Raw genomic sequence first — 21,704 nt, 5'->3', positions numbered from 1 at the left:
CGGGAGGATAACAATGAACGAAGCGCCCCGCATCCGGCCGGAACGGAACGTCGAACTCGGCGCCAGCAGCGAGCCGTTCCAGAACCTGCACGAATTCATCAAAAAGGCACGCGCCAACCTCAACCAGAACGCCTGGGATTATATCGTCGGCGCCGCCGAGACCGAGACCACGATGCGCCGCAACCGCATGGCGCTGGACGAGATCGCCTTTCGCCCGCGCGTGCTGCGCGACGTGCATGAGATCGACGGCTCGGTCGAGCAGTTCGGCCGCAGGATGCGCCTGCCGGTGGTGCTGGCCCCGGTCGGGGCGCTGGAGGTCTTCGATCCGCATGGCGCCGCAAGCGTCGCCCGCGGCGCCGGCGCCTTTGGTGCGGCACACATGCTGAGCTCGGTCACCGAGCCGGGGCTCGAGAAAACCGCTGAAGCCGCGCCCGATGCGCTCCGCCTGTTCCAGCTCTATGTGCGCGGCGACGACGCCTTCGTCAGCGATGTCGTCAGCCGGGCCGTGAAGAACACCTACGCTGCCTTCTGCCTGACCGTCGACACTGCCCATTACAGCCGCCGCGAACGCGACATTGCCAAGCGCTATGTTCGCGAGAGCCGCCTGCGCGCCACCGGCGGCGACTACCAGAAGGGCCTGGAGTGGCGGACCGTGAAGATGATCAAGGACAAGTTCAAGATCCCGCTGATCCTCAAGGGCATTGCCACCGCCGAGGACGCACTGATCGCGATCGACCACGGCGTCGAATGGATCTACGTCTCCAACCATGGCGGCCGTCAGCTCGATCATGGCCGCGGCGCCATGCACGTGCTGCCTGAGATCGTCGACGCCGTGAAGGGGCGCGCCAAGATCATGGTCGACGGCGGCTTCTGCCGCGGCACCGACATCGTCAAGGCGATCGCCGCCGGCGCCGATCTCGTCGGCATCGGCCGGCTGCAATGCTGGGCTCTCGCGGCCAACGGCGAGGCCGGCGTGACGCGGATGCTGGAGCTGCTGGAGGACGAGGTGCTGCGCTGCCTTGGCCTGCTGGGAGCAACCTCGTTCGCCGAGGTCAACAAATCCTGCCTGCATCCGGCCACCGCAACGAACGCGCCGAGCGTGTTCAGCGCGTTCCCGCTGTTCGACCACGAGCCTTACCGATACTGAAAGGACGCAGGTGACATCACTTTCTCCCGGCAGCGCGGATGCGCTGCTGTTTGATCTCGGGCGCGTGGTGCTCGACATCGATTTCTCCAAGGCGATCGCCTGCTGGGCGGGACACGCTGGTTGCAAGCCCGAAGCGATCGTCACGCGCTATGTGCGCGACAGCGAAGCCTATCGGCTGCATGAGGTCGGCAAGATCAGCGACGAGGATTATTTCCAGTCGCTGCGCAATTCACTCGGGATCGGCATCTCTGATGCTCAATTCCTGGAGGGCTGGAATGCGATCTTCGCCGGCGAGATGCCTGACATCGCGGAGCTGTTGCCGCGTGCGGCGAAGCAGATGCCGATCTATGCCTTCTCCAACACCAACCGGCCGCATGTGGACTATTTCTCGAAGGAGTATGCCGACGTGCTCGGCCATTTCCGCGAGCTCTATCTGTCGTCCAGCATCGGCCTGCGCAAACCGGACGCAGCAGCGTTCGACCATGTCGTGGGCGCGATGGGCGTGCCGGCCAACCGCATCGTTTTCTTCGACGATCTGGCGGAGAACATCGAGGGGGCGCGGGCATGCGGATTGACCGCGGTGCATGTGACCTCGCCCCGCGATGTCGGCAACGCCCTGAAAGCGCTGGGGATTTGACCGTATCGCGCTAATCGCGAGATCAGTTCCGGGAACTCATTCTCCGGAGAATGTGGAACCAAATCATTTTGTGCATTTTTGTACAGAGTTCCGGGAACGGAATGCCCCCTTCCGGACTCTTGAGTCCGTTGGGAATTCTACACCGGATGTATCCACGTGTTGGGCAAAACCTACCTTACCAAGCAGGCCTCCCTGCTGATGAAGTTCGCCAGAACCACCTCGGATTCTGAGCTTTCCGCCAGGCTGATCAGCAAGGCCGCCGATTTGAAATCACAGGCGGATCCGATGCCCGACAAGGATCAGGGTCCTGCTGCGCCTGACGTCAGTCCGAGCCGGCCTGGACGTTGACCGATGCTGGCCGTGGCGCTCGTCATTCTTGTCCTCGCCATCGCCATCCTCTTGCCGGTCTATCTCGCCTTCCGGATCATGCCGCGGCGGAGTTGATGTCCCTCCCTCGCGACAGCGTGGATCACGCAGGATAAATCACGCTGCGTGGCTGTTGCTTTGCCTCCCCGCCCGCGCTCGGCTAGAACTCTCGCCGCCGATTTGCCCGAACGGGCGCAGCTGGAGTTTTCACCCGTGGCCCTGATGCCGGTTTCTGACGCGCTTGCCGCGGTGCTTTCCGGCGCAGAGCCGCTGGCTGAAGAAGCGGTTGCCCTCGACAACGCCTTCCATCGCGTACTCGCGCGCGATGTCGCAGCGCGGCGCACGCAGCCGCCCGAGGCGATGTCGGCGATGGATGGCTACGCGGTGCGGGCGAGCGATGCGGCGAAGATCGACGCGCAACTCACCGTGATCGGCGAGGTCGCCGCGGGCCGGCCGTTTGCGGGCTCGGTCGGCGCCGGCGAAGCGGTGCGGATCTTCACCGGCGGCGTCGTTCCCTCAGGCGCGGATGCGGTCGTGATCCAGGAGGACACGGTCGCCGAGGGCAAGCGCATCACGATCAAGGAAGCGGCCGTAACGGGGCGGCACATCCGCCCCGCGGGCGTCGACTTCTCGGAAGGCGACGTGCTGCTGCGCAAGGGTATCAGGCTCACCGAGCGCGACCTGGCGCTCGCCGCCGGAATGAACCACCCGCTTTTGCCCGTCCGCCGCCGTCCGAAGGTCGCGATCCTCGCCACCGGCGATGAGCTGGTAATGCCGGGCACCACGCCCGGCCCCGGCCAGATCGTCTATTCCAACGGCTATGCCCTGCACGCGCTCGCCCGCAGCGAGGGCGCCGAGACCGTCGATCTCGGCGTCGCTGCCGATACGCTGGAGGCCACCACCGCCGGCATCCGCCAGGCCCGCGAGAGCGGTGCCGACATCCTGATCACGACCGGCGGTGCCTCGGTCGGCGACCACGACCTGGTCCAGCAGGCGCTCCGGGGCGAAGGTATCTCGATGGCGTTCTGGAAGATCGCGATGCGGCCGGGCAAGCCAATGATGAACGGCCGGCTCGGGGCGATGCGCGTGATCGGCCTGCCTGGCAATCCCGTGTCATCCTACGTTTGCGGTTTCCTGTTCATGGTGCCGTTGATTCGCGCGCTGTCGGGCCAGCAGGTGATTCATCACCGCCGTGAACGCGCGGTGCTCGGCCGTGACGTCGGCGCCAACGACCAGCGCGAAGACTATCTGCGCGCGCGCCTCGACATGCGCGATGACGGCACGCTCATCGCCCTTCCGGTCAATCACCAGGATTCCTCGCTGCTTGCGAATCTCGCTGCGGCACAGGCACTTCTCGTGCGCGCGCCATTCGCGCCGAAGGCCGAGGCCGGTACGCCTTGCGAGGTGTTGCGACTGCCGGTCTGAACGCTTCGTTCGCACGCGTTCCGCGAACTTTGTCGCGTTCACGGTAAATTAAGCAGTTGCGGAACATGTATCGAACATATAGTGTCCGTTCATGATTTGTTTCGAGGATGTAGCGGCTTATCGCCGAGTTCAGCGTCTCGGAATCGAACGACATCAACCGGGGGATTTTGGTCGAGATGTTAACGCGCAAACAATACGAGCTCCTGCGGTTCATCAGCGAACGGCTGAAGGAAAGCGGCGTGCCGCCCTCCTTCGACGAGATGAAGGACGCGCTCGACCTGCGCTCGAAATCGGGCATCCATCGCCTGATCACCGCGCTCGAGGAGCGCGGCTTCATCCGGCGCCTGCCCAACCGCGCCCGCGCGATCGAGGTGATCAAGCTGCCTGAGCTTCAGGCTGCCGCCGGCAGCCGCCGCGGCTTCACGCCAAGCGTCATCGAGGGCAATCTTGGCAAGGTGCGTACGACGTCCAGCCCGCCCGCTGACGAGGGCGAGCGTCCCGTCGCGGTGCCCGTCATGGGCCGGATCGCGGCCGGCACGCCGATCGAGGCGTTGCAGACCCGGAGCCACACCATCAGCGTCCCGCCCGACATGCTCGGCTCGGGCGAGCATTACGCGCTCGAAGTGCGCGGCGATTCCATGGTCGAGGCCGGTATCCTCGACGGCGACATGGCGCTGATCCAGCGCAACGAGAGCGCCGACACCGGCGACATCGTGGTGGCGCTGATCGACGACGAGGAGGCGACGCTGAAGCGCTTCCGCCGCCGCGGCGCCTCGATCGCGCTGGAGCCCGCCAACGCCGCCTATGAAGTCCGCATCCTGCCGCCCAACCGGGTGAAGATTCAGGGCAAGCTGATCGGGCTTTACCGGAAGTACTGAACCGTCCGCGCGGCGTCGGTTGACGACCGCGCCTGAGCAATTGGAGCGGACGATTGTCCGCTCCGGCTGGATAGTCTTTCTGGTTTTGCACAGATTATCCGGCCACCTCTCCAGCGCTAGATCCTCGGCACGCCGCACGAAGCACTTCGCTTCGCAAGGCCTCTCAGAAACCGAGGAGACAACCATGCGCAAGATCGTCCTGAGCACAGTCACGATGGCGCTGATCGCAGCATCGGCGTCGCAAGCCTTCGCCGCATCGTCGCACCATGCCCGCAAGGCAACGCCGACGACGACGACCGAGCAATTCCGCAATGCCCGCAACGCCGTTGCGCAGCCTTCGCAACCGGCCTGGCAGTATTCCGGCTGGTCGGCGCCTGCTGGTCGCTGAGGGAGACGCACGCCAAAATGCACGGGAGCGGACTTTGTTCCCAGTGCATCTGAAAAAGATATTGTGATGGCAGCCTGCGGACCCAAGCCGCAGATTTGCCCACAACCAAGCAGACGCTTGCAGGCTTCCACTCTGATAGAGGCCTGCGCCTCCAAACCAGAGGCGCGGGTTGCTATCTTCGAATGAGGAGCACCCGATGTGTGACTACAGCCTGCACGCCGTCGCGACGCGCCCCGCAGAAGTCGGCGAGACGATCGTCACGACAACCTTCCGCGGCACCTCGACGCGCGGCTTCGCCTCCGAAGCCGACATGTCCGTCGCGGTGTGTCTGCTGCCGGGAACGGAGCTCGCTTTCGCCGACAACGTCCGTTACGACAATCGCTGGATCTGGACGCGCACGATCAATTCGCGCGTCGGCAAGTTCGGCAAGATCGATCCGCACATTCCCGATCGTCATCACGACGCGATCGAATTCCCCGACGGCAAATACGTGCTGGTGACCCAGCTCGTCGAAGGTCAGCGCGCAACCGTGCTGCAATTGCCGGTCACCCAGCCGCTCGGCGAGCGCGAGCAGAAGCCTGAGATCATTGCCGACAGCCGGCCGACGATCCGACGCCTGCCGATCGGCTGACGTAGCGCCCCCGGCTACAGGTCGGGACCAGGACTGAAGTCGCCATCGCCGGCCGTGGCCGGCGAGATGGTGTGGTTTGCGCCCCGAGAATCCAACCCGCCAGGATTAGCCCCGCACCTCCCCGGCGCACGAAGTTTGCGCGGCCCTGCCTGAATTTTGAACGTCCGTTCCGCAAGCAAATGGCCGATGCTGCCCCGGCAGGTGTCTTGGCTATTGTCTGGACTATTGTCTTGGGCTTGAGGCGGCGGGCACGTTCGATGAAAACCTTCATTCGCGTCGTTGAACTCTGGGTGCCTGACCGCACGCGCATGCGGCTGGAATTCGGCGGTGGCCTCTATGGCGAAGGGCTGTCCGCGTTCAAGGCCGTGAGCGAGAGCCTGCACTTCGGATATGACGATGGCCTTCCCGGCAAGGCCTGGGCCTCTGGCCATCCCGTGATCCTCACCAAATTCGCCAACTCCTATTTCAAGCGGACCGACCAGGCGCTTGCGGCCGGCCTCACCTGCGGCGTCGCGGTGCCGGTCTTTTCAGGTGAATTCCTGCAAGCCGTGATGGTGCTGTTCTGCGGCGACGACGAGGCGCATGTCGGCGCGATCGAGCTCTGGCACAACGATCCCGATACCTCCCACGAGATGGGGCTCGTCGACGGCTACTATGGCACCGCCGACATGTTCGAGTTCAACTCCCGCCACACCAAATTTCCCCGCGGCTTCGGCCTGCCCGGCCGCACCTGGAAGGCGGGCCTGCCGCTGATCATCAGGGATCTGCACAACGCCAAGAGTTTCCTGCGCTGGGAAGAGGCCGCCGAGGTCGGAATCAATCTCGGCGTCGGCATTCCCTACCAGACCGGCACCGAGCGGACCTGGGTGCTGACCTTCCTCTCGGCGCAGGCAACGCCCATCGCGCGGCGCTTCGAGATCTGGGTCCCGAACGAGACCCGTTCAGCACTGGTCTATCGCGCCGGTGATTGCAGCGCGCAGACGGACCTCGCCGCGCTCTACGCGAACAAGACGGTCGCCAAGGGCAACGGCAGTATCGGCGGCGCCTGGGCCACCGGCATGCCCGCGCTCAATGACGATCTCGCGCATGACGCTTCGGTCGCCGGCGCCGAAGCCGTCGCAGCCGGACTGAGCCAGATGATGGCGCTTCCGGTCATCGCGAGCGCGAAGCTGGAGGCGATCCTGGTCTGGTACCTGTAGGTAACTGCAGCATTATTCACTCGGTTCTCGCCCTGCAGCTCTCACCCGACTGGTCCCGACCGTGGTGTTGTGGCTTGCCATCGACGGCTAAATCGCATTCTCGCCGCCGCTTCGTCCAACCATCCTGAGCGGCACATCATTTGATGATTTATTGATGCCCTGATGATTGACATTATCGGGCTAGCCATTAAATTCAACGTCACTGGATCGGAATGGTTCCGACCCGTTGAGGCCTCCAACAGAGGTCAGCACTGAAAGGAGAGACCAAATGAACATCGCCATCTGGTTCGCGAACACCAAGGCCGCCGCCGCCATCCTGCACGGCTGCCACGTCGGCAAGGTCGCCGCGGCCCCTCTTTGCTGAGGGTCGAACTACTCTCCTGTGAAGAGTGTCTTGCTCTTCCAACGTGACGAACGATCGGTTGAACCCTGAGCGCGTCAGTTTCAGGCTTCACGGGAGAACTCTGAGCACGACACGCTGACTCTGACGACTCGCTGCCCCCGAAGGAGGGTAGGCGATGCGTCGGCAAGTGAAAGTTGGTCAAGAATTTGACCTGTCGGTTTCTGGTGTCACCCCGGCGCCTGACGCCGAGAACCCGGCTGAGAAGAAGACCCGACGTGCCCGCTCTCTCGCGGTCGGCCGGGAGTTCGAAGCTACTGTCGAATTCTACGAGATGCGGACTCGTGTCCATCTGACATGGGCATCGCTCAGCATCATCGGTGCTCTCCTCCTCGGAGCGGGAGCATACGGAATGTACAATCACGACTTCAGCGGCCTTAAGAGCGTCTGGAACGCCGCAGGACCGGTCGTCGGCGGTATTTTCAGCTTCTACTTCTTCAAGCGCACGGGAAGTCGACGGGCTGATAGATGAGTGTTGTTGTGAACAGCGAAAAAGAGACACGCAGAGTTCAGATGGAGCTTAGTCCTGGCTCATTTGAACGTCTTAAGAAGCTTAAGGATCTAGTCGAGGCTCCTTCCTACACTGAGGTCATGAAGGACGCATTGCGCCTCTATGAGTTCTTCGTAGAGAAAGACAGTGAAGGGGCAAGCTTTCTAGTTCGTTCGAAAGAAGGCGAAGTGGCAGAGATCAAGATTTTTACTTAGCGGGGTTTAGCCTTCGCAGATATTTTCTGCTTTTGACAATCGACGCGACATATCTGTGAGCAAGATCGAGCTCCAGCGCGGTTGTCCTGGGATTTACTACAAATTAGCCGACGAATAGTGAGAGGCATCGGCGGCGCCTGGGCCACCCGGCATGCCCGCGCTCAACGACGATCTCCTGCATGACGGCTCGATCGCCGCGGCAGAGGCCCGCGCCGCCGGGCTGAGCCAGATGGTGGCCCTGCCGGTGATCGGAAGCGCCGGGCTCGACGCCGTGCTGGCCTGGTACCTGTAGCCGATCAGCTTAATCCTCGGCCTGCAAATCGGCCTCGGACGGCGTCGCGCCCCGGTTGCGCGGCGCCGCGGCCTGCGGCGCGAGGTTCGCGCCGAAATCAGCTTCGCCGGCAGTCGCCGGCGACCACGGGCGGTCAGTGCCTCTGGCTTTCACCGGCTGAACCGCAAAGCCGTCGCCATGCCGTGTCAGCGCGAGCGCGCCTTGGGCAGAGAGACGCTGCCGGTCGACCACCATCGCCGCACAGCCCGGCGGCGCAGGCCTTGCCGTCACCACCAGCGCGGCGCGGCTGCAATCGTCCGCCAATGCGTCGATGCGCAAGGCCAGCGCGACCAGCCGCCCGTCGGCGAGCGGCGTCACGCAGCCGGCCTCGTCGCACGACACGCCGTCAGCCAGCGCCGCACCACCCGGGTCGCGCGGATCGGCGTCGGCAGCTAGCCACTCCTTCAGCAGAAAGCTGTCCTTGCTCGCCCGGATCAGATGCAGGTGCCCGTCCCTGCCCCGTACCGCGACGCTCTGACCGTCGCCTGCGATCAGGACATCGGGCTGCCGCATCGACAGCCCCCAGAGGATCGCCACCAGCAGCACCACGGCGCCTGACCAGCGCAAGGGCGTGCGCAACAGGCCCATCACGATGATGCCGAGGCTGGCCGCAATCAGCGGCGCGATGCCGAAAGCCGGCAGGCGGCCAATCGCGCCCGGCAATGCCGCCACCCAGCGGGAGACCATGACCATCCAGTCGATGCCGATCCCCATCAGCCACCAGAACACGCCGTCGAGCCCGAACGGAGCCGCGAGCAGTCCGAGCAATCCCATCGGCATGACCAGCGCCGAGACCACGGGCATCGCGCCAAGGTTGGCGAGCACGCCGTAGGGCGTGACGCGGTGGAAGTGGAAGGCCGCATAGGGCGTGGTCGCAAGCCCCGCGATCAGCGAGGCCAGAAACAGCATCGTGATCTCGCGGCCGCCCCACATCGCAATGCGCGCGGTCGCCGAATGATCGGGTGAAGCGAACAGGTTCGGCATGCCGATCTGCACCAGCGCCACGAGGCCCAGCGTTGCCGCAAACGACATCTGGAAACTCGGATGCACCAGCGCTTCCGGCGCCACCGCCAGCACGATCAGCGCCGCCACCGCCAGCGTGCGAAACGTGATGGCACGGCGATCGACCATGACAGCGATCAGCACCACCGCGGTCATGAAGAACGAGCGTTGCGTCGCGACCTCCGCGCCCGACAGCAGCAGATAGAACGCGGCTGCGACGAGTGCGGCTCCCGCCGACCATTTCTTGATGGCGAAGCCGACCGCCAGTCCCGGAATAAGCGCGAGCAGCGCGCGCACCGCGAAGAACACGACGCCGGCGACCACCGCCATGTGATAGCCGGAGATCGACAGCACATGGCCGAGGCCCGAGATGAACATGGCGTCGTTCACGGGCGTGGTGATGGCATCGCGCCGGCCCGTCAGCAGCGCGGTCGCGATCGCGCGGTTGTCGCCCTCGAGCGTGGCGCGGATACGCGCGTCGATCGCATCGCGCAGGCCCTGCATGAAGGCGGCATAGCGCAGCCGCAAGCCGCCGGCATCTGGCGGCACTGACGCCGCGATCGCCCCCATCACGAAACCGGACGCGCCGATGCCCTGAAAGAACATGTCGCGCGAGAAATCGTAGCTGCCCGGGCGCACCGGCGAGATCGGCGGCATCAACCGCGCCTTCAACTGCACGAAGCTGCCGACCTCCGGCGCGGTCCCCTTGCGCACCGACAGGCGCACGCGCTCCAGCTTGACGTCGCTGCGCTGCGCCTCCATCGCGGTGACACGCAGCACAAAACGGTCGGTGCGCTCGCGGATGTCGCGGGTTTCGACAAAGCCCGACAGCGACACGGAGTACAGCGGCTTGGCCAGCACGGTGTGCGCGATCCGCGCCGTCTTCCAGGTCGCCATCGCAAAGCCGGCCGCGACCGCCGCGATCATGATCACAGGCGCAAACAGCCGGCTCCGCCGCAGCAGGATGGCGCCAAGCATGAGCGCAACCGCTGTCGCGGCAACGACCCAAAGCACCGGCTCATGATCAGCGGCAAAGTAGAGCGCAATTCCGCAGCCGAACGCGACAGGCACCCAGGGCAACAACCACCCGGCGCCGGCCTCGGCACGCACCCATTCGCGCAGCGTGCCGACGAGCACGGGCCACAGGCCAAAGCCGGCCGGCACGAGGCCGCCGGCAAGCGCAGCCCGGCCCGTCGGCCAGGTTCCTGCAATCCCTTGCGAGAGACGCTGCGGCCGACCCGGCTCCGCCATTCCCTGCACCTTGCGATACGCGACGGATACAGAGGCTACCGGAACGTGCAGGCGGGCGAAAAGCGGTACAGATCAAGAACAAGACCTGCCGGCCCCTACTTTTCCTCTTCCATCGTCACGGCGACGTCCGCGTTGGCGGACAGCCGGACCTTGTTGCCCTCGACACCGGCAACAAGCCCCTTGTCGATGAAATGGTGATGGCCCTTGTGGCTGCCCTCGCCGCTGTCCTTCTTGGTCAGCTTGATGCGGTGGCCCTCGACCTTGTCGACGGTGCCGACATGAACGCCGTCAGCGCCGATGACTTCCATATGCTCTGAGATGTTCTGCATGGTGGGATCCTCTTCTGGACCCACACAACGCACCCGGCCCGCATTCGTTGCTATCGCGGCAATGACGATGCCGTGTGGCGACCGCCAATCAGATCAGCGGCGCCTTCGCCGACGCGTGGTGATTGACGATCTTCCAGTCGCCGTCCTCGCGGATGATGACCCAGCTCATTTTGACAACGAGATCGGAGCGCTCGCCCGCGAGGTCGAACGAGATGGTCGCGCCCATGTTGATCAGATCCGAGCCGGCCTGCGCCGCATTCACCTCGGAAAACACCGCGCGCGGATTGCGCCAGCGCGGCAGGCCGTTGAAGTAATCGGCAACGCCATCCCTGCCCCGATAGAGTTTTGGGTTGGAGCCGAAGAAGAACGCGTTCTTCGAATAAAGCGACGACAGCGCCGTCGCATCGAGCGTCGCGAAGCCGGCGCACCATTTCGCGATGATGGCGGAAACGATGGCGTCGGCTTCACTGCTCATTCGCGCCTCAACCTTTCGCGACTTCCTTTGCGAACGTATCGCGCAGGCCGATGGTGCGTGAAAACACCGGCTTGCCGGGCGTCGAGTCCCTGTCGCGCACGAAATAGCCCTGGCGCTCGAACTGCATCGGCTCGGTCGCGTTGCTCTCGGCAACCGACGCCTCGATCCGCGCGTCCGCCAGAATCTCCAGCGACTGCGGATTGAGATCGGCCGCGAAGTTCGAGGCGTCCGGGCTCGGGTTGGCGAACAGCTGGTTGTAGATGCGGATCTCCGCCGGCTTGGACGTTGCCGCCGGCAGCCAGTGCATGGTCGCCTTGACCTTGCGGCCGTCGGGCGCGTTGCCGCCCTTGGTCGCGGGATCGTAGGTGCAGCGCAGCTCCACCACCTCGCCGTTATCGTTCTTGATCACGCCGGTGCACTTGACGAAATAGGCATAGCGCAGCCGCACCTCGTTGCCCGGCGACAGGCGGAAGAACTTCTTCGGCGGGGTCTCCATGAAATCGTCCTGCTCGATATAGAGCTCGCGGCCGAACGTGATCTTGCGCGTGCCAGCGGAGGGATCGTCAGGATGGTTGATCGCCTCGAGCTCCTCGGTCTGCCCTTCCGGATAGTTCTCGATCACCACCTTGAGCGGCCGCAGCACGCCCATGCGCCGCTGCGACGTGCGGTTCAGTTCCTCGCGGATACAAAACTCCAGCATGCCGACGTCGACCACGCTGTTGGCCTTGGCGACGCCGATGCGCTTGACGAACTCACGAAGGGCTGCCGGCGGCACGCCGCGACGGCGCATGCCCGCCATGGTCGGCATGCGCGGATCGTCCCAGCCTGCGACATGGCCGTCGCGGACGAGCTGGGTCAGCACGCGCTTGGACAGCAGTGTGTAGGTCAAATTGAGCCGCGCCATTTCGTACTGGTGCGGCTTGGACGGCACCGGCAGCTTGTCGATGAACCAGTCATAGAGCGGCCGATGGTCCTCGAACTCCAGCGTGCAGATCGAATGGGTGATGCCTTCGATGGCGTCCGACTGGCCATGCGCATAGTCGTAGCTCGGATAGATGCTCCACTTGGTCCCGGTGCGCGGATGGTGCGCATGCAGAATGCGATAAAGCACGGGATCGCGCAGGTTGATGTTGCCCGAGGACATGTCGATCCTGGCCCGCAGCACGCGCGCGCCGTTCGGGAATTCGCCAGCCTTCATGCGGCGGAACAGGTCGAGGTTCTCGTCCACGCTGCGGTCGCGGAACGGCGAGTTCTTGCCAGGCTCGGTCAGCGTGCCGCGCGCAAGCCGGATCTCCTCCTGGGACTGGTCGTCGACATAGGCAAGCCCGTCGCGGATCAGCTTCTCCGCCCATTCATACAGGCGGTCGAAATAATCCGAGGCGTAGAACAGGTTCTTGCCCCAGTCGTAGCCGAGCCAATGCACGTCGGCCTGGATGGAATCGATATATTCCTGCTCTTCCTTGACCGGGTTGGTGTCGTCGAAGCGCAGATGGCAGCGGCCCGGAAACTCCTGGGCGATGCCGAAATTGAGCGCGATCGACTTGGCGTGGCCGATATGGAGATAGCCGTTCGGCTCCGGCGGGAACCGGGTCACGATCTCCTTGTACTTGGCCTGATCGAGGTCGGCCTGGATGATGTCACGAATGAAATCGCGCCCAACCTCAGCAGCCACCGGTTCTGTCATTACGAAAATCCTGTAGGGAAATCAGCGGTCCTTCTGCCAAATTCGAGCCCCTAGGCCAAGCCCCATGCCCACCTTCCGGTCAAACTTCGGCGATTCTGGCACGCACGCGCTCGACGAAGGCGGCCCGGGATGCCGGGGTGGAGCGATCCATATCGTAGTGCGCCAAATAGAACGACCGAACGTTGGGCCCGCACATCGGTTTCAACGCCCGAAGCAGCACCTTGCGGCCGGGGTCTTGCATGACGATCCGGCTCAACCACCACGGCGAACCGTAGCTCGTCACGACGCCGAACAGGCGGATGTTGGTCAGCAGCGGCTTGATGCGCCCGCCCTTGAGGTCATGGGCGAATGCCGTGCCCGGCGCCCAGACCCGGTCGAAATAGCCCTTGAGCATGGCAGGCATCGAAAACCACCAGTGCGGAAAGCAGAAGATGATGCCGTCGGCGCGCCGCACATCCGCGATGAGGCGCGCCACTGCGTCCTCCGCATAGGGGCCCTGATAGTAGCTGCGCCGCTCGGCCTCGGTCATCTCCGGGGAAAAACCCTCGCGGTAAAGATCGGTCGCGATCACCTCGTGCCGCAGCTCCAGCGTCTCGACGATGGTATGGAACAGCACGTGGTTGTAGCTGTCCGTGAGCGGATGGCTATGAACGACCTGGATTAGCATTGGCACAATCTCCCGGCCCTATGATACACGGTCGCCCATCAACCACCTTCCTCATCCCGCGCGGTCAATGAACACCTCTTCCATCGTCACACGCTTTGCTCCCTCCCCGACCGGCTTCCTCCATATCGGGGGCGCCCGCACGGCGCTGTTCAACTGGCTCTATGCGAAGAAGCACGGCGGCAAGATGCTGCTCCGGATCGAGGATACCGACCGGGAGCGCTCCACCGAGGCTGCGATCGGCGCCATTCTAGATGGACTGAAATGGCTGGAGCTCGGCTGGGATGGCGACGTCATCTACCAGTTCAGCCGCGCCGCCCGGCACCGTGAGGTCGCCGAGCAGCTGCTGGCCGACGGCAAAGCCTATCGCTGCTACGCCACGGCCGAGGAGCTCGCCGCCATGCGCGAGAAGGCCCGCGCGGAGGGCCGCACCCGCCTCTATGACGGCCTATGGCGCGACCGCGACCCGGCCACGGCGCCATCATCGTCCAACATCAAGCCGACCATCCGCCTGCGCGCGCCGCAGACCGGCGAGACCGTGATCGAGGATCAGGTCCAGGGCCGCGTGGTCTGGCAGAACGAGAACCTCGACGACCTCGTCCTGCTGCGCGGCGACGGCAACCCGACCTACATGCTCGCGGTGGTCGTGGACGACCACGACATGGGCGTCACCCATGTCATCCGCGGCGACGACCATCTGATCAATGCCGCCCGCCAGAAGCAGATCTACGACGCGATGGGCTGGGCACTGCCGAGCATGTCCCACATTCCCCTGATCCACGGTCCGGACGGCTCAAAATTGTCCAAGCGGCACGGCGCGCTCGGCGTCGATGCCTACCGCGCCATGGGATACCTCCCGGCCGCACTCCGCAACTACCTGGTTCGGCTCGGATGGAGCCATGGCGACCAGGAGATCTTCTCGACCGAGGAGATGATCGCCGCGTTCGACCTCGCCAGCGTCGGCCGCGCCGCCGCCCGCTTCGACTTCGCCAAGCTGGAAAACCTCAACGGCCATTACATCCGCCACGCCGACGATCAATCACTCGTGAAGATGTTCGAGGACGTGCTGGACCACGTCGTGCCCAGCCGCGACGAGCTTAAGGCCAAGTTAAACGACACCACGCGCGCGCAGCTGCTCAAGGCCATGCCGGCCCTGAAGGAGCGCGCCAAGACGCTGATCGAGCTGATCGACAGCGCCTATTTCATCTTCGCCGACCGGCCGCTGGAGCTCGATCCCAAGGCGGCAGCTCTGCTGACACCGGAAAATCGCAAGCTGGTCAGCCAGCTTCATTCCGCGCTGGAGAAAGTCGAGACGTGGAGCGGCGCCGCCACGGAGGCAGCACTACGCGCCTTTGCCGAGGAAAATAGTCTCAAGCTCGGCGCTGTTGCCCAGCCCTTGCGGGCGGCACTGACCGGCCGCACCACGTCGCCTGGTATATTTGAGGTTTTGGACGTCCTGGGACGCCAGGAAAGTCTGGGCCGGCTAAAGGATCAGGCTACGACGTAAGTCGACCATGCGCGGCGCCATCTTGCAGCGCACACAGCAATAATATACCCATTTCACCCGTACCTTCTGGAACATCCGGCCTGCCCCGCCATGTCATCGGGGCCTTCCGGCTCCGGCCCGTTTCACCACACATCGGGGACCTCTGATGGACGCAAAAGCAAGCAATAAGACCGCCACACTGACGGTCGGAAACAAGAACTACGATCTCCCGATCCACAGCGGCAGCGTCGGGCCTGATGTCGTCGATATCGGCAAGCTCTACGGCCAGTCCGGCCTGTTCACCTACGATCCCGGCTTCACCTCCACCGCGAGCTGCCAGTCCAAGATCACCTATATCGACGGTGACGCGGGCGTGCTGGAATACCGCGGCTATCCGATCGAGCAGCTCGCCGAGAACGGCGACTTCCTCGAGACCTGCTACCTGCTGCTCTACGGGGATCTTCCGACCGCCGCGCAGAAGAAGGATTTCGACGACCGCGTGATCCATCACACGATGGTGCACGAGCAGATGGCCCGCTTCTTCCAGGGCTTCCGCCGCGATGCCCATCCGATGGCCGTGATGGTCGCCTCCGTCGGCGCGCTCGCCGCGTTCTATCACGATAGCACCGACATCAACGATCCGAAGCAGCGCATGATCGCTTCCATGCGCATGATCGCGAAGATCCCGACGCTGGCGGCGATGGCCTACAAGTACACGGTCGGCCAGCCCTTCGTGTATCCGAAGAACTCGCTCTCCTTCGCCGAGAACTTCCTCAACATGTGCTTCGCCGTGCCGTGCGAGGACTACAAGATCAACCCGGTGCTGGCTGACGCGCTGGACAAGATCTTCATCCTGCACGCCGACCACGAGCAGAACGCCTCGACCTCGACGGTGCGCATCGCCGGCTCCTCCGGCGCCAACCCGTTCGCCTGCATCGCCGCCGGCATCGCCTGCCTGTGGGGTCCGGCGCATGGCGGCGCCAACGAAGCTGCGCTTGCGATGCTCGCGGAGATCGGCTCGGTCGACAAGATTCCGGAATTCATCGCCAAGGTGAAGGACAAGAACAGCGAAGTCCGCCTGATGGGCTTCGGCCACCGCGTCTACAAGAACTACGATCCGCGCGCCAAGATCATGCAGAAGATGTGTCACGCCGTGCTCAAGGAGACCGGCCATGGCGATGATCCGATGCTGAAGGTGGCGCTCGAGCTCGAGAAGATCGCGCTCAGCGACCAGTACTTCATCGACCGCAAGCTGTACCCGAACGTCGACTTCTATTCGGGCATCACGCTGAAGGCGATGGGCTTCCCGGTCTCGATGTTCACCGTGCTGTTCGCGGTCGCCCGCACCGTCGGCTGGATCAGCCAGTGGAGCGAGATGATCGAGGACCCGCAGCAGAAGATCGGCCGTCCGCGCCAGCTCTACACCGGCGTGACCCGCCGCGACTACGTCGCGATCAAGGATCGCAAGTAAGTCTTCAGCCAACACGGCTTTCGAAACGGCGCCATCTCACGATGGCGCCGTTTTTGTTTGGCAGGATCCCGCAGAGCGAGCAAAGCGCAAGGGCGAGCGGATGCGGATCATGAACCCGGTGGACGGATGGTTGCAGGTCGTGACCTGCTCGCCGTTTCCCGATGCGGCCGGCGAGATGGTGCTTCGTCCGAGATGCGACATTGACGGGGTGATCACCGCGGAGCGCCTCGCGGCGACCGCCGTGCAATACAACGGTTACGACGTGCCCAAGCCGAAATGGCCGCGCTCCGGGATGATGCTTCCTGTCACCGTTGACCTCGCTGATCCCTCGCGATTCAGGATCGAATGGGATCGGATGCCGAGCGGGCGAGAAGCCGCCGAACAGATCGCGTCGCATGTGCGCGGCGAGCAGCAGGCTGATACGCCCGGCCACCACCCGTTCCCCCGCATCTGGCGCGAGGTGGAGCATGCCGCATCGTCGCCGGCGCTGGTCAATGGCCTGACGCCGCAGCAGACGGAGATTGCGCTGGCCGGCGGCGGCGCCGCCCTCGGCCTCGTTCCGACGACGGCGAAGGTCTTGAGCGCGCACGAGGTGCAACCGAGCAGCGCACCGGGCGGGACGTGGGACATTGCCGTCGCAGTGAACGACCCGAACGGCGGACCGGGTTGGGAAGCCGTCACGCGGATGTCGTTCAGCAGCCCGAGCCGCCGCGAGATCCGCACCGCCGCCGGCGTCGAACTGCCTGTCCTCGTCGACCCGGACAACCGCAAGCGGATCATCGTCGACGTCGCGCGTCTCTCCTGAGGGTTATCGCACACGCCTCATCTTGCTGCCTCGCACAACAACAAGTCGAACGATCGCACCGGCGATCGCTTGACAGCCGAAATGCTCCGCGCGCATTCTTACACTAAGTAAGAATGACGACAGGGATGGAAATGCCGGAGCAGCCGAGAAGTCGGCGGCAGACGCGTGCTGCCATTTTGACTCATCTGCTTCAGTCGGGCGGCTCGTTCCGGCCGCCGCTGGCCAAGGCCGTGCGCCTGTCGGAAGCGAGCCTGTCGCGCATCCTGTTTGACCTGAAGGCCGAAGGCCTGATCGAAGAAGTCAGGCGCCCTGCCCCTTATGTCGGCGGTCCGACGGGCCTTGTCTCGCTCGATGGTTCGGTGGCGCTCGCGGCGCTCGAGCTGACCGGCCAGTGGCTCAGTGTCGGAGTCGGCAGCCTGTCGGGCGAGCTTCACTACACCGAGCGCGTACCGCTGCCGGCAAAGCCAATAACCGACTCGGTCGGCCGGGCGTTTCGCGAAGCGCTGACATTGCTGCGCGACTGGACGCGGCGGCGACGGGTCAGGCTCGCGCAGATCGGCATCACCATTCCCGGCCTCGGCCGCCTGAGCGAGTTCGGCAACCCAATCATTCCCTGCGATGTCCAAGATATCGGCGACATGCTAGGCGAGATGTTTGCGAACGTCCCGGTCGAGTTCACCAATTCGGTGGTGGCGCACGCCATTTTTCACCGCTGCCGCACGGAAGACTATCCGTTCAGTGGCGCGCATCTGTTCGTCTTCGTCGGCCAGGGCGTCGCGGGCGCCTGGATGGACGATCCGATCGAGGCCGATGCCCTGCAACCGGTCGAGCTCGGCCACATGGTGTTCGAAGCCGACGGACCGCGTTGCCGCTGCGGCCATCATGGCTGCGTCGAGGCCTATACCTCGCTGCCGGCGCTCGCCGGGCTGCTCGGCGTGCCGGAGCCGGAGCTGCTCCGGCTTGGCAGCGATTGGGTGACCGCGATCCCGATCTCCTCGCGCGTGCGGCAGGAGCTGCGGCATCGGCTCTATCGCCTTGGCCTTGCGATCGGCAACACGCTGAACGTCAAGCCCTGTCACGGCGTTGCCATCTCCGGCTGGCCGTCGCTGCTTGCGGAGGACGATCGGAAAGCGCTGGTCGACGGCGTCGATGCCAGCCTGCTCGGCGGCCGCAAGCACGCGCAGGCCTCGCTGGCTTTCGTGCCGCCGTCGAATGGCAATGATCCGCAGGCCGCGCTGGCCTTCGCGGCTTTCTGCCTCGCCTGCCGCGGCGGCATGCCGGCCGCATCGACGGAGGCCGCCTGAAATGCCCTGAGCCGCGCGGCCCTCGCGCAAACAAAAGAGTTCACACCGGGAGGAACTTGCCATGCCGATCACGACAACAAGGCGCCGTCTGCTCGCTGGATCTGCGGCCGCGCTTGCGCTGCCGGCCTTTGCCCGCGCGCAAGGCGCAGTCAAGCCGCGGCTCACCGCGATCTCGCAATGGTCCGCAGGCAGCGACGGGGCGGCCATCACGGCGCTCGGCAAGAAATTCGAGGAGAAAGGCGGGGTCTGGCAGCACTCGCCCGTCCCCGGCTTCACCACCGAGATGATGAACAAGCTGCGGGCCCAGATCATCGCGGGCGATCCGCCGGCCTGCTCGCAGCTCAAGGGCCCCGAGATCGCGGCCTGGTCGAAGATTGCCCCGACCGTCGATCTCGACGCCGTCGTCGCGGCCGCCGGCTATGAGAAGGTCGTCGCGCCAGATCTTGCAAAACTGCACAAGCCGGGAGGCAAGTGGATTGCCCTGCCGCTACAGATCTACAGCACCAACATGCTGTTTCTCTCCAAACGCGCCATGGACAAGGCCAAGGCCGACAAGGTCCCCGTCACCTGGGCTGACTTCAACGATCTTGCCGAGAAGATGAAAGCCGGCGGCATCACTTTTCCAGTCGCCAACGGCGGCACCCGCGCCGACGATGGTCAAAAATTCGAGGCCTCGCTCGCTGGCATCAGTCCCGCGGCATACCGCGCAGCGATCATGAATCTCGACAAGAAGGCCCTGGAAGGTCCCGAGATCAAGGCTGCTTTCGCGCAACTGCGCAAGATCACCAACTGGATGGACCCCAATGTCGGCGCCCAACCCTATGCCACCAATTTGAAGCGCTTCGTCGACGGCGACATGGGCATGATGATCATGGGCGGATGGGCGCAGGGCGTATTGCGCAACGCCGGTTTCAAGTTCGATGACTTCATCATCGCGCCGGGCCCCAGCGACAACAGCAAGCCTGTGTTCCTGTTGAATGCCGATGCCTTCATCTTCTGGCAGCGCAAGGAGCCAGATCTGCAAGCCGGTCAGGCGCTGATGGCTCAGCTGGTCATGGATCCGGCGATCCAGACCATGTATTCGCAGATCACGGGATCGATCCCCGTACGCACCGACGTCGATCTGTCCGGTGAAGGCTGGTCGGACGGTCAACGGCGAACCGCAGCCGCCCTCAAGGACGCGGTCGCCAACAACCAGGCCGTCCTGAGCCTTGCGCACAACATGGCCCAGGAAAACGGCCTGACCGCTGCGATGATCGACGTGTTTACCGAGTACGTGAAGAACAAGACCATCACGCCGGATCAAGCGGTCACCCGCCTTGCCGAGGCCGTCGAGGGTTCGCGTTGACCGACGTCGTCTCCACAGCAGCGCGGCCGGGCCGGCGGGCGACGTCCGACGTCGCGCGTCGTCTACCCGAATATCTGATGATCTGGGTGCCGCTGCTGTTATCGGCCGCGCATCTCATTTCGTTTTCGCTGTGGACGATCTGGATTTCGTTCACGCCCTCCACCCTTATTCCTGTTACGGGCTGGGTGGGATTGCGCAACTACAATGCTGTCCTTGCGTCGCGAAACTGGCAGATCGCCTTCGACAATCTGCTGCTGTTCGGCAGCGCTTTCGTGCTGCTGAGCCTGATCGCCGGCCTCATGCTTGCGATCCTGCTCGATCAGCGCATTCGCGGCGAGAATGTGCTGCGATCGATCTTCCTGTATCCGCTCGCGGTGTCGTTCGTCGTCACCGGCACGGTCTGGAGCTGGCTGCTCAACCCCGGCATCGGGATCCAGAAGCTCGTCCATGACCTCGGCTGGACCTCCTTCCGGTTCGACTGGCTAATTGACCGCGACATGGCGATCTGGACGATTGTCATCGCCGCGATCTGGCAATCCTCGGGCTTCGCGATGGCGCTGTTCCTGGCCGGCCTTCGCTCCGTCGACGGCGACATCATCAAGGCCGCGCAGATCGACGGCGCTGGACCGATCCGAACCTACTGGCGCGTCATCCTGCCGACGCTTTGGCCGATCACCATCACCGTCGTCGTCGTCCAATTGCAGTTCGCGATTTCGGCCTTCGATCTCGTCCGCGCGCTCACCAATGGCGGCCCTGGAATTGCGACCCAGCTGCCGGCCCTTGTCGTCTACGACCTCATGTTCCAGCGCGGCCAGCTCGGCCGGGGTGCGGCGGCGGCTGTGCTTATGCTGCTCATTCTGCTCGCGGTGCTGCTGCCCTATGCGGCATGGCGTTATGTCCAGCGACGGCAGGCCACCCATGCGTGACCGATCATTCGCGCCGAGCCGCATTCTGATCTATCTCGTCGTTTTGTTGTTCGCAGCAGCCTATCTCGCACCGCTGGCTGTCGTCGTCCTGAACTCGCTCCGCACCAATGAGGAGATCGCGCAGGGTTCGATGATCGGCTGGCCGCAGCAATGGGCCTGGCGCAACTATCTCGCGGCCTGGAGCGGTTTCTGCGTCGCCGAGACCTGCGCCGGCATCCGGCCATACATGCTGAACTCCGCGCTCATCACGATCCCCGCGACGATTTTATCGACCCTGCTCGGGGCTGTCGCCGGTTACGCCGTGTCGCTCTGGCGTTTTCGCGGCGACAACTGGATCTACGGCATCGTGACGCTCGGCCTGTTCCTGCCCCAGCAGATGCGCCTGTTGCCCTGGACCATCGTGCTGCGGGACACCGGCCTCATCAACACGCTGACCGGTCTGGTGCTGATCCACACCATCCAGGGGCTTTCGTTCACCGTGCTGTTCTGCCGCAACTACTACATCGCCATTCCCCATGAATTGATCAGGGCCGCGCGCATCGACGGCGCCGGGTTCTTCCGCATTTTCTGGCGCATCATCCTGCCACTCTCGGCGCCCATCCTGATCGTCACCGTGATCTGGCAGTTCACGCACATCTGGAACGAGTTCCTCTATGGCGTGACATTCACCACCGGCCAGCAACAGCCCGTCACGGCCGCGCTCATCGCGCTCTCCGCCGCAATCGCGGATATTCCGCAGCATGGCGTGCAGAGCGCCGCGGTGATCATCGCAGCGCTGCCCACTCTGTTGATCTACCTCTTCGGCGGCCGGTACTTCGTACGCGGCCTCACCGCCGGAGCCGTAAAATGATG

23 protein-coding genes are annotated in these 21,704 nt (G+C 64.2%); 18 read left to right on the top strand and 5 right to left on the bottom strand.

What is annotated here, in order from left to right; translation table 11 throughout:
* Nucleotides 1-13: 13 nt before the first annotated feature.
* The 11 genes from AC1RR3_RS26610 to AC1RR3_RS26560 all read left to right on the top strand — a co-directional run bounded on the left by AC1RR3_RS26610 (nt 14) and on the right by AC1RR3_RS26560 (nt 8,068).
* Nucleotides 14-1,147: an alpha-hydroxy acid oxidase gene (locus AC1RR3_RS26610; RefSeq protein ID WP_492826194.1), complete on the top strand. Its 1,134-nt coding sequence runs from the start codon at nt 14-16 to the stop codon at nt 1,145-1,147.
* A gap of 10 nt (nt 1,148-1,157) precedes the next feature.
* Nucleotides 1,158-1,784, top strand: coding sequence for an HAD-IA family hydrolase (locus AC1RR3_RS26605; RefSeq protein WP_492826192.1), 627 nt, complete (start codon nt 1,158-1,160; stop codon nt 1,782-1,784).
* Nucleotides 1,785-1,940: 156 nt separating this feature from the next.
* Nucleotides 1,941-2,132, top strand: a complete 192-nt coding sequence (locus AC1RR3_RS26600) for a hypothetical protein (protein WP_492826190.1) — start codon at nt 1,941-1,943, stop codon at nt 2,130-2,132.
* Between the two features lie 231 nt (nt 2,133-2,363).
* Nucleotides 2,364-3,575 carry a molybdopterin molybdotransferase MoeA gene (locus AC1RR3_RS26595; protein WP_492826188.1) on the top strand — a complete coding sequence of 404 codons (1,212 nt, stop codon included), beginning with the start codon at nt 2,364-2,366 and terminating at the stop codon, nt 3,573-3,575.
* Nucleotides 3,576-3,751: 176 nt separating this feature from the next.
* Nucleotides 3,752-4,453: a transcriptional repressor LexA gene (gene lexA / locus AC1RR3_RS26590; RefSeq protein WP_014494969.1), complete on the top strand. Its 702-nt coding sequence runs from the start codon at nt 3,752-3,754 to the stop codon at nt 4,451-4,453.
* Between the two features lie 184 nt (nt 4,454-4,637).
* Nucleotides 4,638-4,841, top strand: coding sequence for a hypothetical protein (locus AC1RR3_RS26585; protein WP_492826185.1), 204 nt, complete (start codon nt 4,638-4,640; stop codon nt 4,839-4,841).
* 196 nt (nt 4,842-5,037) lie between these two features.
* The gene (locus tag AC1RR3_RS26580; RefSeq protein ID WP_492826183.1) at nt 5,038-5,472 is read left to right on the top strand and encodes a hypothetical protein; all 435 of its coding nucleotides are present in this window, start codon (nt 5,038-5,040) and stop codon (nt 5,470-5,472) included.
* A 257-nt stretch (nt 5,473-5,729) separates the two neighbouring features.
* Nucleotides 5,730-6,671 carry a GAF domain-containing protein gene (locus AC1RR3_RS26575; RefSeq protein WP_492826181.1) on the top strand — a complete coding sequence of 314 codons (942 nt, stop codon included), beginning with the start codon at nt 5,730-5,732 and terminating at the stop codon, nt 6,669-6,671.
* Nucleotides 6,672-7,189: 518 nt separating this feature from the next.
* The gene (locus AC1RR3_RS26570; protein WP_492826179.1) at nt 7,190-7,543 is read left to right on the top strand and encodes a hypothetical protein; all 354 of its coding nucleotides are present in this window, start codon (nt 7,190-7,192) and stop codon (nt 7,541-7,543) included.
* The gene (locus AC1RR3_RS26565; protein ID WP_492826177.1) at nt 7,540-7,776 is read left to right on the top strand and encodes a ribbon-helix-helix protein, CopG family; all 237 of its coding nucleotides are present in this window, start codon (nt 7,540-7,542) and stop codon (nt 7,774-7,776) included. The genes AC1RR3_RS26570 and AC1RR3_RS26565 overlap by 4 nt, the downstream gene beginning before the upstream one ends.
* 151 nt (nt 7,777-7,927) lie before the next feature.
* On the top strand, nt 7,928-8,068 hold the full coding sequence (locus AC1RR3_RS26560; protein ID WP_492826175.1) for a hypothetical protein: 141 nt from the start codon (nt 7,928-7,930) through the stop codon (nt 8,066-8,068).
* Nucleotides 8,069-8,077: 9 nt separating this feature from the next.
* Here the strand turns inward: AC1RR3_RS26560 and AC1RR3_RS26555 are convergent, their stop codons facing one another.
* The 5 genes from AC1RR3_RS26555 to AC1RR3_RS26535 all read right to left on the bottom strand — a co-directional run bounded on the left by AC1RR3_RS26555 (nt 8,078) and on the right by AC1RR3_RS26535 (nt 13,515).
* The gene (locus tag AC1RR3_RS26555) at nt 8,078-10,360 is read right to left on the bottom strand and encodes a ComEC/Rec2 family competence protein (RefSeq protein ID WP_492826174.1); all 2,283 of its coding nucleotides are present in this window, start codon (nt 10,358-10,360) and stop codon (nt 8,078-8,080) included.
* 95 nt (nt 10,361-10,455) lie between these two features.
* Complete coding sequence (locus AC1RR3_RS26550) at nt 10,456-10,689, bottom strand: DUF2171 domain-containing protein (RefSeq protein WP_492826172.1); 234 nt, start codon at nt 10,687-10,689, stop codon at nt 10,456-10,458.
* A gap of 88 nt (nt 10,690-10,777) precedes the next feature.
* Nucleotides 10,778-11,164 (bottom strand): nuclear transport factor 2 family protein, encoded by a 387-nt coding sequence (locus tag AC1RR3_RS26545; protein WP_492826171.1) that lies wholly within the window; start codon nt 11,162-11,164, stop codon nt 10,778-10,780.
* A gap of 7 nt (nt 11,165-11,171) precedes the next feature.
* On the bottom strand, nt 11,172-12,848 hold the full coding sequence (locus AC1RR3_RS26540) for a glutamine--tRNA ligase/YqeY domain fusion protein (RefSeq protein ID WP_492826169.1): 1,677 nt from the start codon (nt 12,846-12,848) through the stop codon (nt 11,172-11,174).
* A 79-nt stretch (nt 12,849-12,927) separates the two neighbouring features.
* Nucleotides 12,928-13,515 carry an NAD(P)H-dependent oxidoreductase gene (locus tag AC1RR3_RS26535; protein ID WP_492826167.1) on the bottom strand — a complete coding sequence of 196 codons (588 nt, stop codon included), beginning with the start codon at nt 13,513-13,515 and terminating at the stop codon, nt 12,928-12,930.
* 67 nt (nt 13,516-13,582) lie between these two features.
* Here AC1RR3_RS26535 and gltX point away from each other — a divergent pair, with 67 nt between their 5' ends.
* The 7 genes from gltX (at nt 13,583) to AC1RR3_RS26500 (ending at nt 21,702) form a co-directional block, all read left to right on the top strand.
* Nucleotides 13,583-15,019 carry a glutamate--tRNA ligase gene (gltX, locus tag AC1RR3_RS26530; protein WP_492826165.1) on the top strand — a complete coding sequence of 479 codons (1,437 nt, stop codon included), beginning with the start codon at nt 13,583-13,585 and terminating at the stop codon, nt 15,017-15,019.
* 145 nt (nt 15,020-15,164) lie between these two features.
* The gene (gene gltA, locus AC1RR3_RS26525) at nt 15,165-16,469 is read left to right on the top strand and encodes a citrate synthase (protein ID WP_492826163.1); all 1,305 of its coding nucleotides are present in this window, start codon (nt 15,165-15,167) and stop codon (nt 16,467-16,469) included.
* Nucleotides 16,470-16,578: 109 nt separating this feature from the next.
* Nucleotides 16,579-17,274 carry a hypothetical protein gene (locus AC1RR3_RS26520; protein WP_492826161.1) on the top strand — a complete coding sequence of 232 codons (696 nt, stop codon included), beginning with the start codon at nt 16,579-16,581 and terminating at the stop codon, nt 17,272-17,274.
* Nucleotides 17,275-17,399: 125 nt separating this feature from the next.
* Nucleotides 17,400-18,578: an ROK family transcriptional regulator gene (locus AC1RR3_RS26515; RefSeq protein WP_492826453.1), complete on the top strand. Its 1,179-nt coding sequence runs from the start codon at nt 17,400-17,402 to the stop codon at nt 18,576-18,578.
* A gap of 61 nt (nt 18,579-18,639) precedes the next feature.
* Nucleotides 18,640-19,926 carry an ABC transporter substrate-binding protein gene (locus AC1RR3_RS26510; protein WP_492826159.1) on the top strand — a complete coding sequence of 429 codons (1,287 nt, stop codon included), beginning with the start codon at nt 18,640-18,642 and terminating at the stop codon, nt 19,924-19,926.
* Complete coding sequence (locus tag AC1RR3_RS26505) at nt 19,923-20,852, top strand: carbohydrate ABC transporter permease (RefSeq protein WP_492826157.1); 930 nt, start codon at nt 19,923-19,925, stop codon at nt 20,850-20,852. The genes AC1RR3_RS26510 and AC1RR3_RS26505 overlap by 4 nt, the downstream gene beginning before the upstream one ends.
* On the top strand, nt 20,845-21,702 hold the full coding sequence (locus tag AC1RR3_RS26500) for a carbohydrate ABC transporter permease (RefSeq protein ID WP_492826155.1): 858 nt from the start codon (nt 20,845-20,847) through the stop codon (nt 21,700-21,702). The genes AC1RR3_RS26505 and AC1RR3_RS26500 overlap by 8 nt, the downstream gene beginning before the upstream one ends.
* Nucleotides 21,703-21,704: the final 2 nt, after the last annotated feature.

This window comes from Bradyrhizobium sp. GW821-FHT13H05 (assembly GCF_058804065.1).
This window is presented reverse-complemented; position numbering and strand designations above follow the sequence as displayed.

Coding starts and splice junctions, on each gene's coding strand:
- AC1RR3_RS26535 (WP_492826167.1), bottom strand. CDS start 13,515: ATGCTAATCCAGGTCGTTCATAGCCATCCGCTCACGGACAGCTACAAC.
- AC1RR3_RS26510 (WP_492826159.1), top strand. CDS start 18,640: ATGCCGATCACGACAACAAGGCGCCGTCTGCTCGCTGGATCTGCGGCC.
- AC1RR3_RS26565 (WP_492826177.1), top strand. CDS start 7,540: ATGAGTGTTGTTGTGAACAGCGAAAAAGAGACACGCAGAGTTCAGATG.
- AC1RR3_RS26550 (WP_492826172.1), bottom strand. CDS start 10,689: ATGCAGAACATCTCAGAGCATATGGAAGTCATCGGCGCTGACGGCGTT.
- gltA (WP_492826163.1), top strand. CDS start 15,165: ATGGACGCAAAAGCAAGCAATAAGACCGCCACACTGACGGTCGGAAAC.
- AC1RR3_RS26555 (WP_492826174.1), bottom strand. CDS start 10,360: ATGGCGGAGCCGGGTCGGCCGCAGCGTCTCTCGCAAGGGATTGCAGGA.
- AC1RR3_RS26540 (WP_492826169.1), bottom strand. CDS start 12,848: ATGACAGAACCGGTGGCTGCTGAGGTTGGGCGCGATTTCATTCGTGAC.
- AC1RR3_RS26585 (WP_492826185.1), top strand. CDS start 4,638: ATGCGCAAGATCGTCCTGAGCACAGTCACGATGGCGCTGATCGCAGCA.
- AC1RR3_RS26570 (WP_492826179.1), top strand. CDS start 7,190: ATGCGTCGGCAAGTGAAAGTTGGTCAAGAATTTGACCTGTCGGTTTCT.
- gltX (WP_492826165.1), top strand. CDS start 13,583: ATGAACACCTCTTCCATCGTCACACGCTTTGCTCCCTCCCCGACCGGC.
- AC1RR3_RS26545 (WP_492826171.1), bottom strand. CDS start 11,164: ATGAGCAGTGAAGCCGACGCCATCGTTTCCGCCATCATCGCGAAATGG.
- AC1RR3_RS26520 (WP_492826161.1), top strand. CDS start 16,579: ATGAACCCGGTGGACGGATGGTTGCAGGTCGTGACCTGCTCGCCGTTT.
- lexA (WP_014494969.1), top strand. CDS start 3,752: ATGTTAACGCGCAAACAATACGAGCTCCTGCGGTTCATCAGCGAACGG.
- AC1RR3_RS26560 (WP_492826175.1), top strand. CDS start 7,928: ATGCCCGCGCTCAACGACGATCTCCTGCATGACGGCTCGATCGCCGCG.
- AC1RR3_RS26575 (WP_492826181.1), top strand. CDS start 5,730: ATGAAAACCTTCATTCGCGTCGTTGAACTCTGGGTGCCTGACCGCACG.
- AC1RR3_RS26580 (WP_492826183.1), top strand. CDS start 5,038: ATGTGTGACTACAGCCTGCACGCCGTCGCGACGCGCCCCGCAGAAGTC.
- AC1RR3_RS26515 (WP_492826453.1), top strand. CDS start 17,400: ATGGAAATGCCGGAGCAGCCGAGAAGTCGGCGGCAGACGCGTGCTGCC.
- AC1RR3_RS26500 (WP_492826155.1), top strand. CDS start 20,845: ATGCGTGACCGATCATTCGCGCCGAGCCGCATTCTGATCTATCTCGTC.
- AC1RR3_RS26610 (WP_492826194.1), top strand. CDS start 14: ATGAACGAAGCGCCCCGCATCCGGCCGGAACGGAACGTCGAACTCGGC.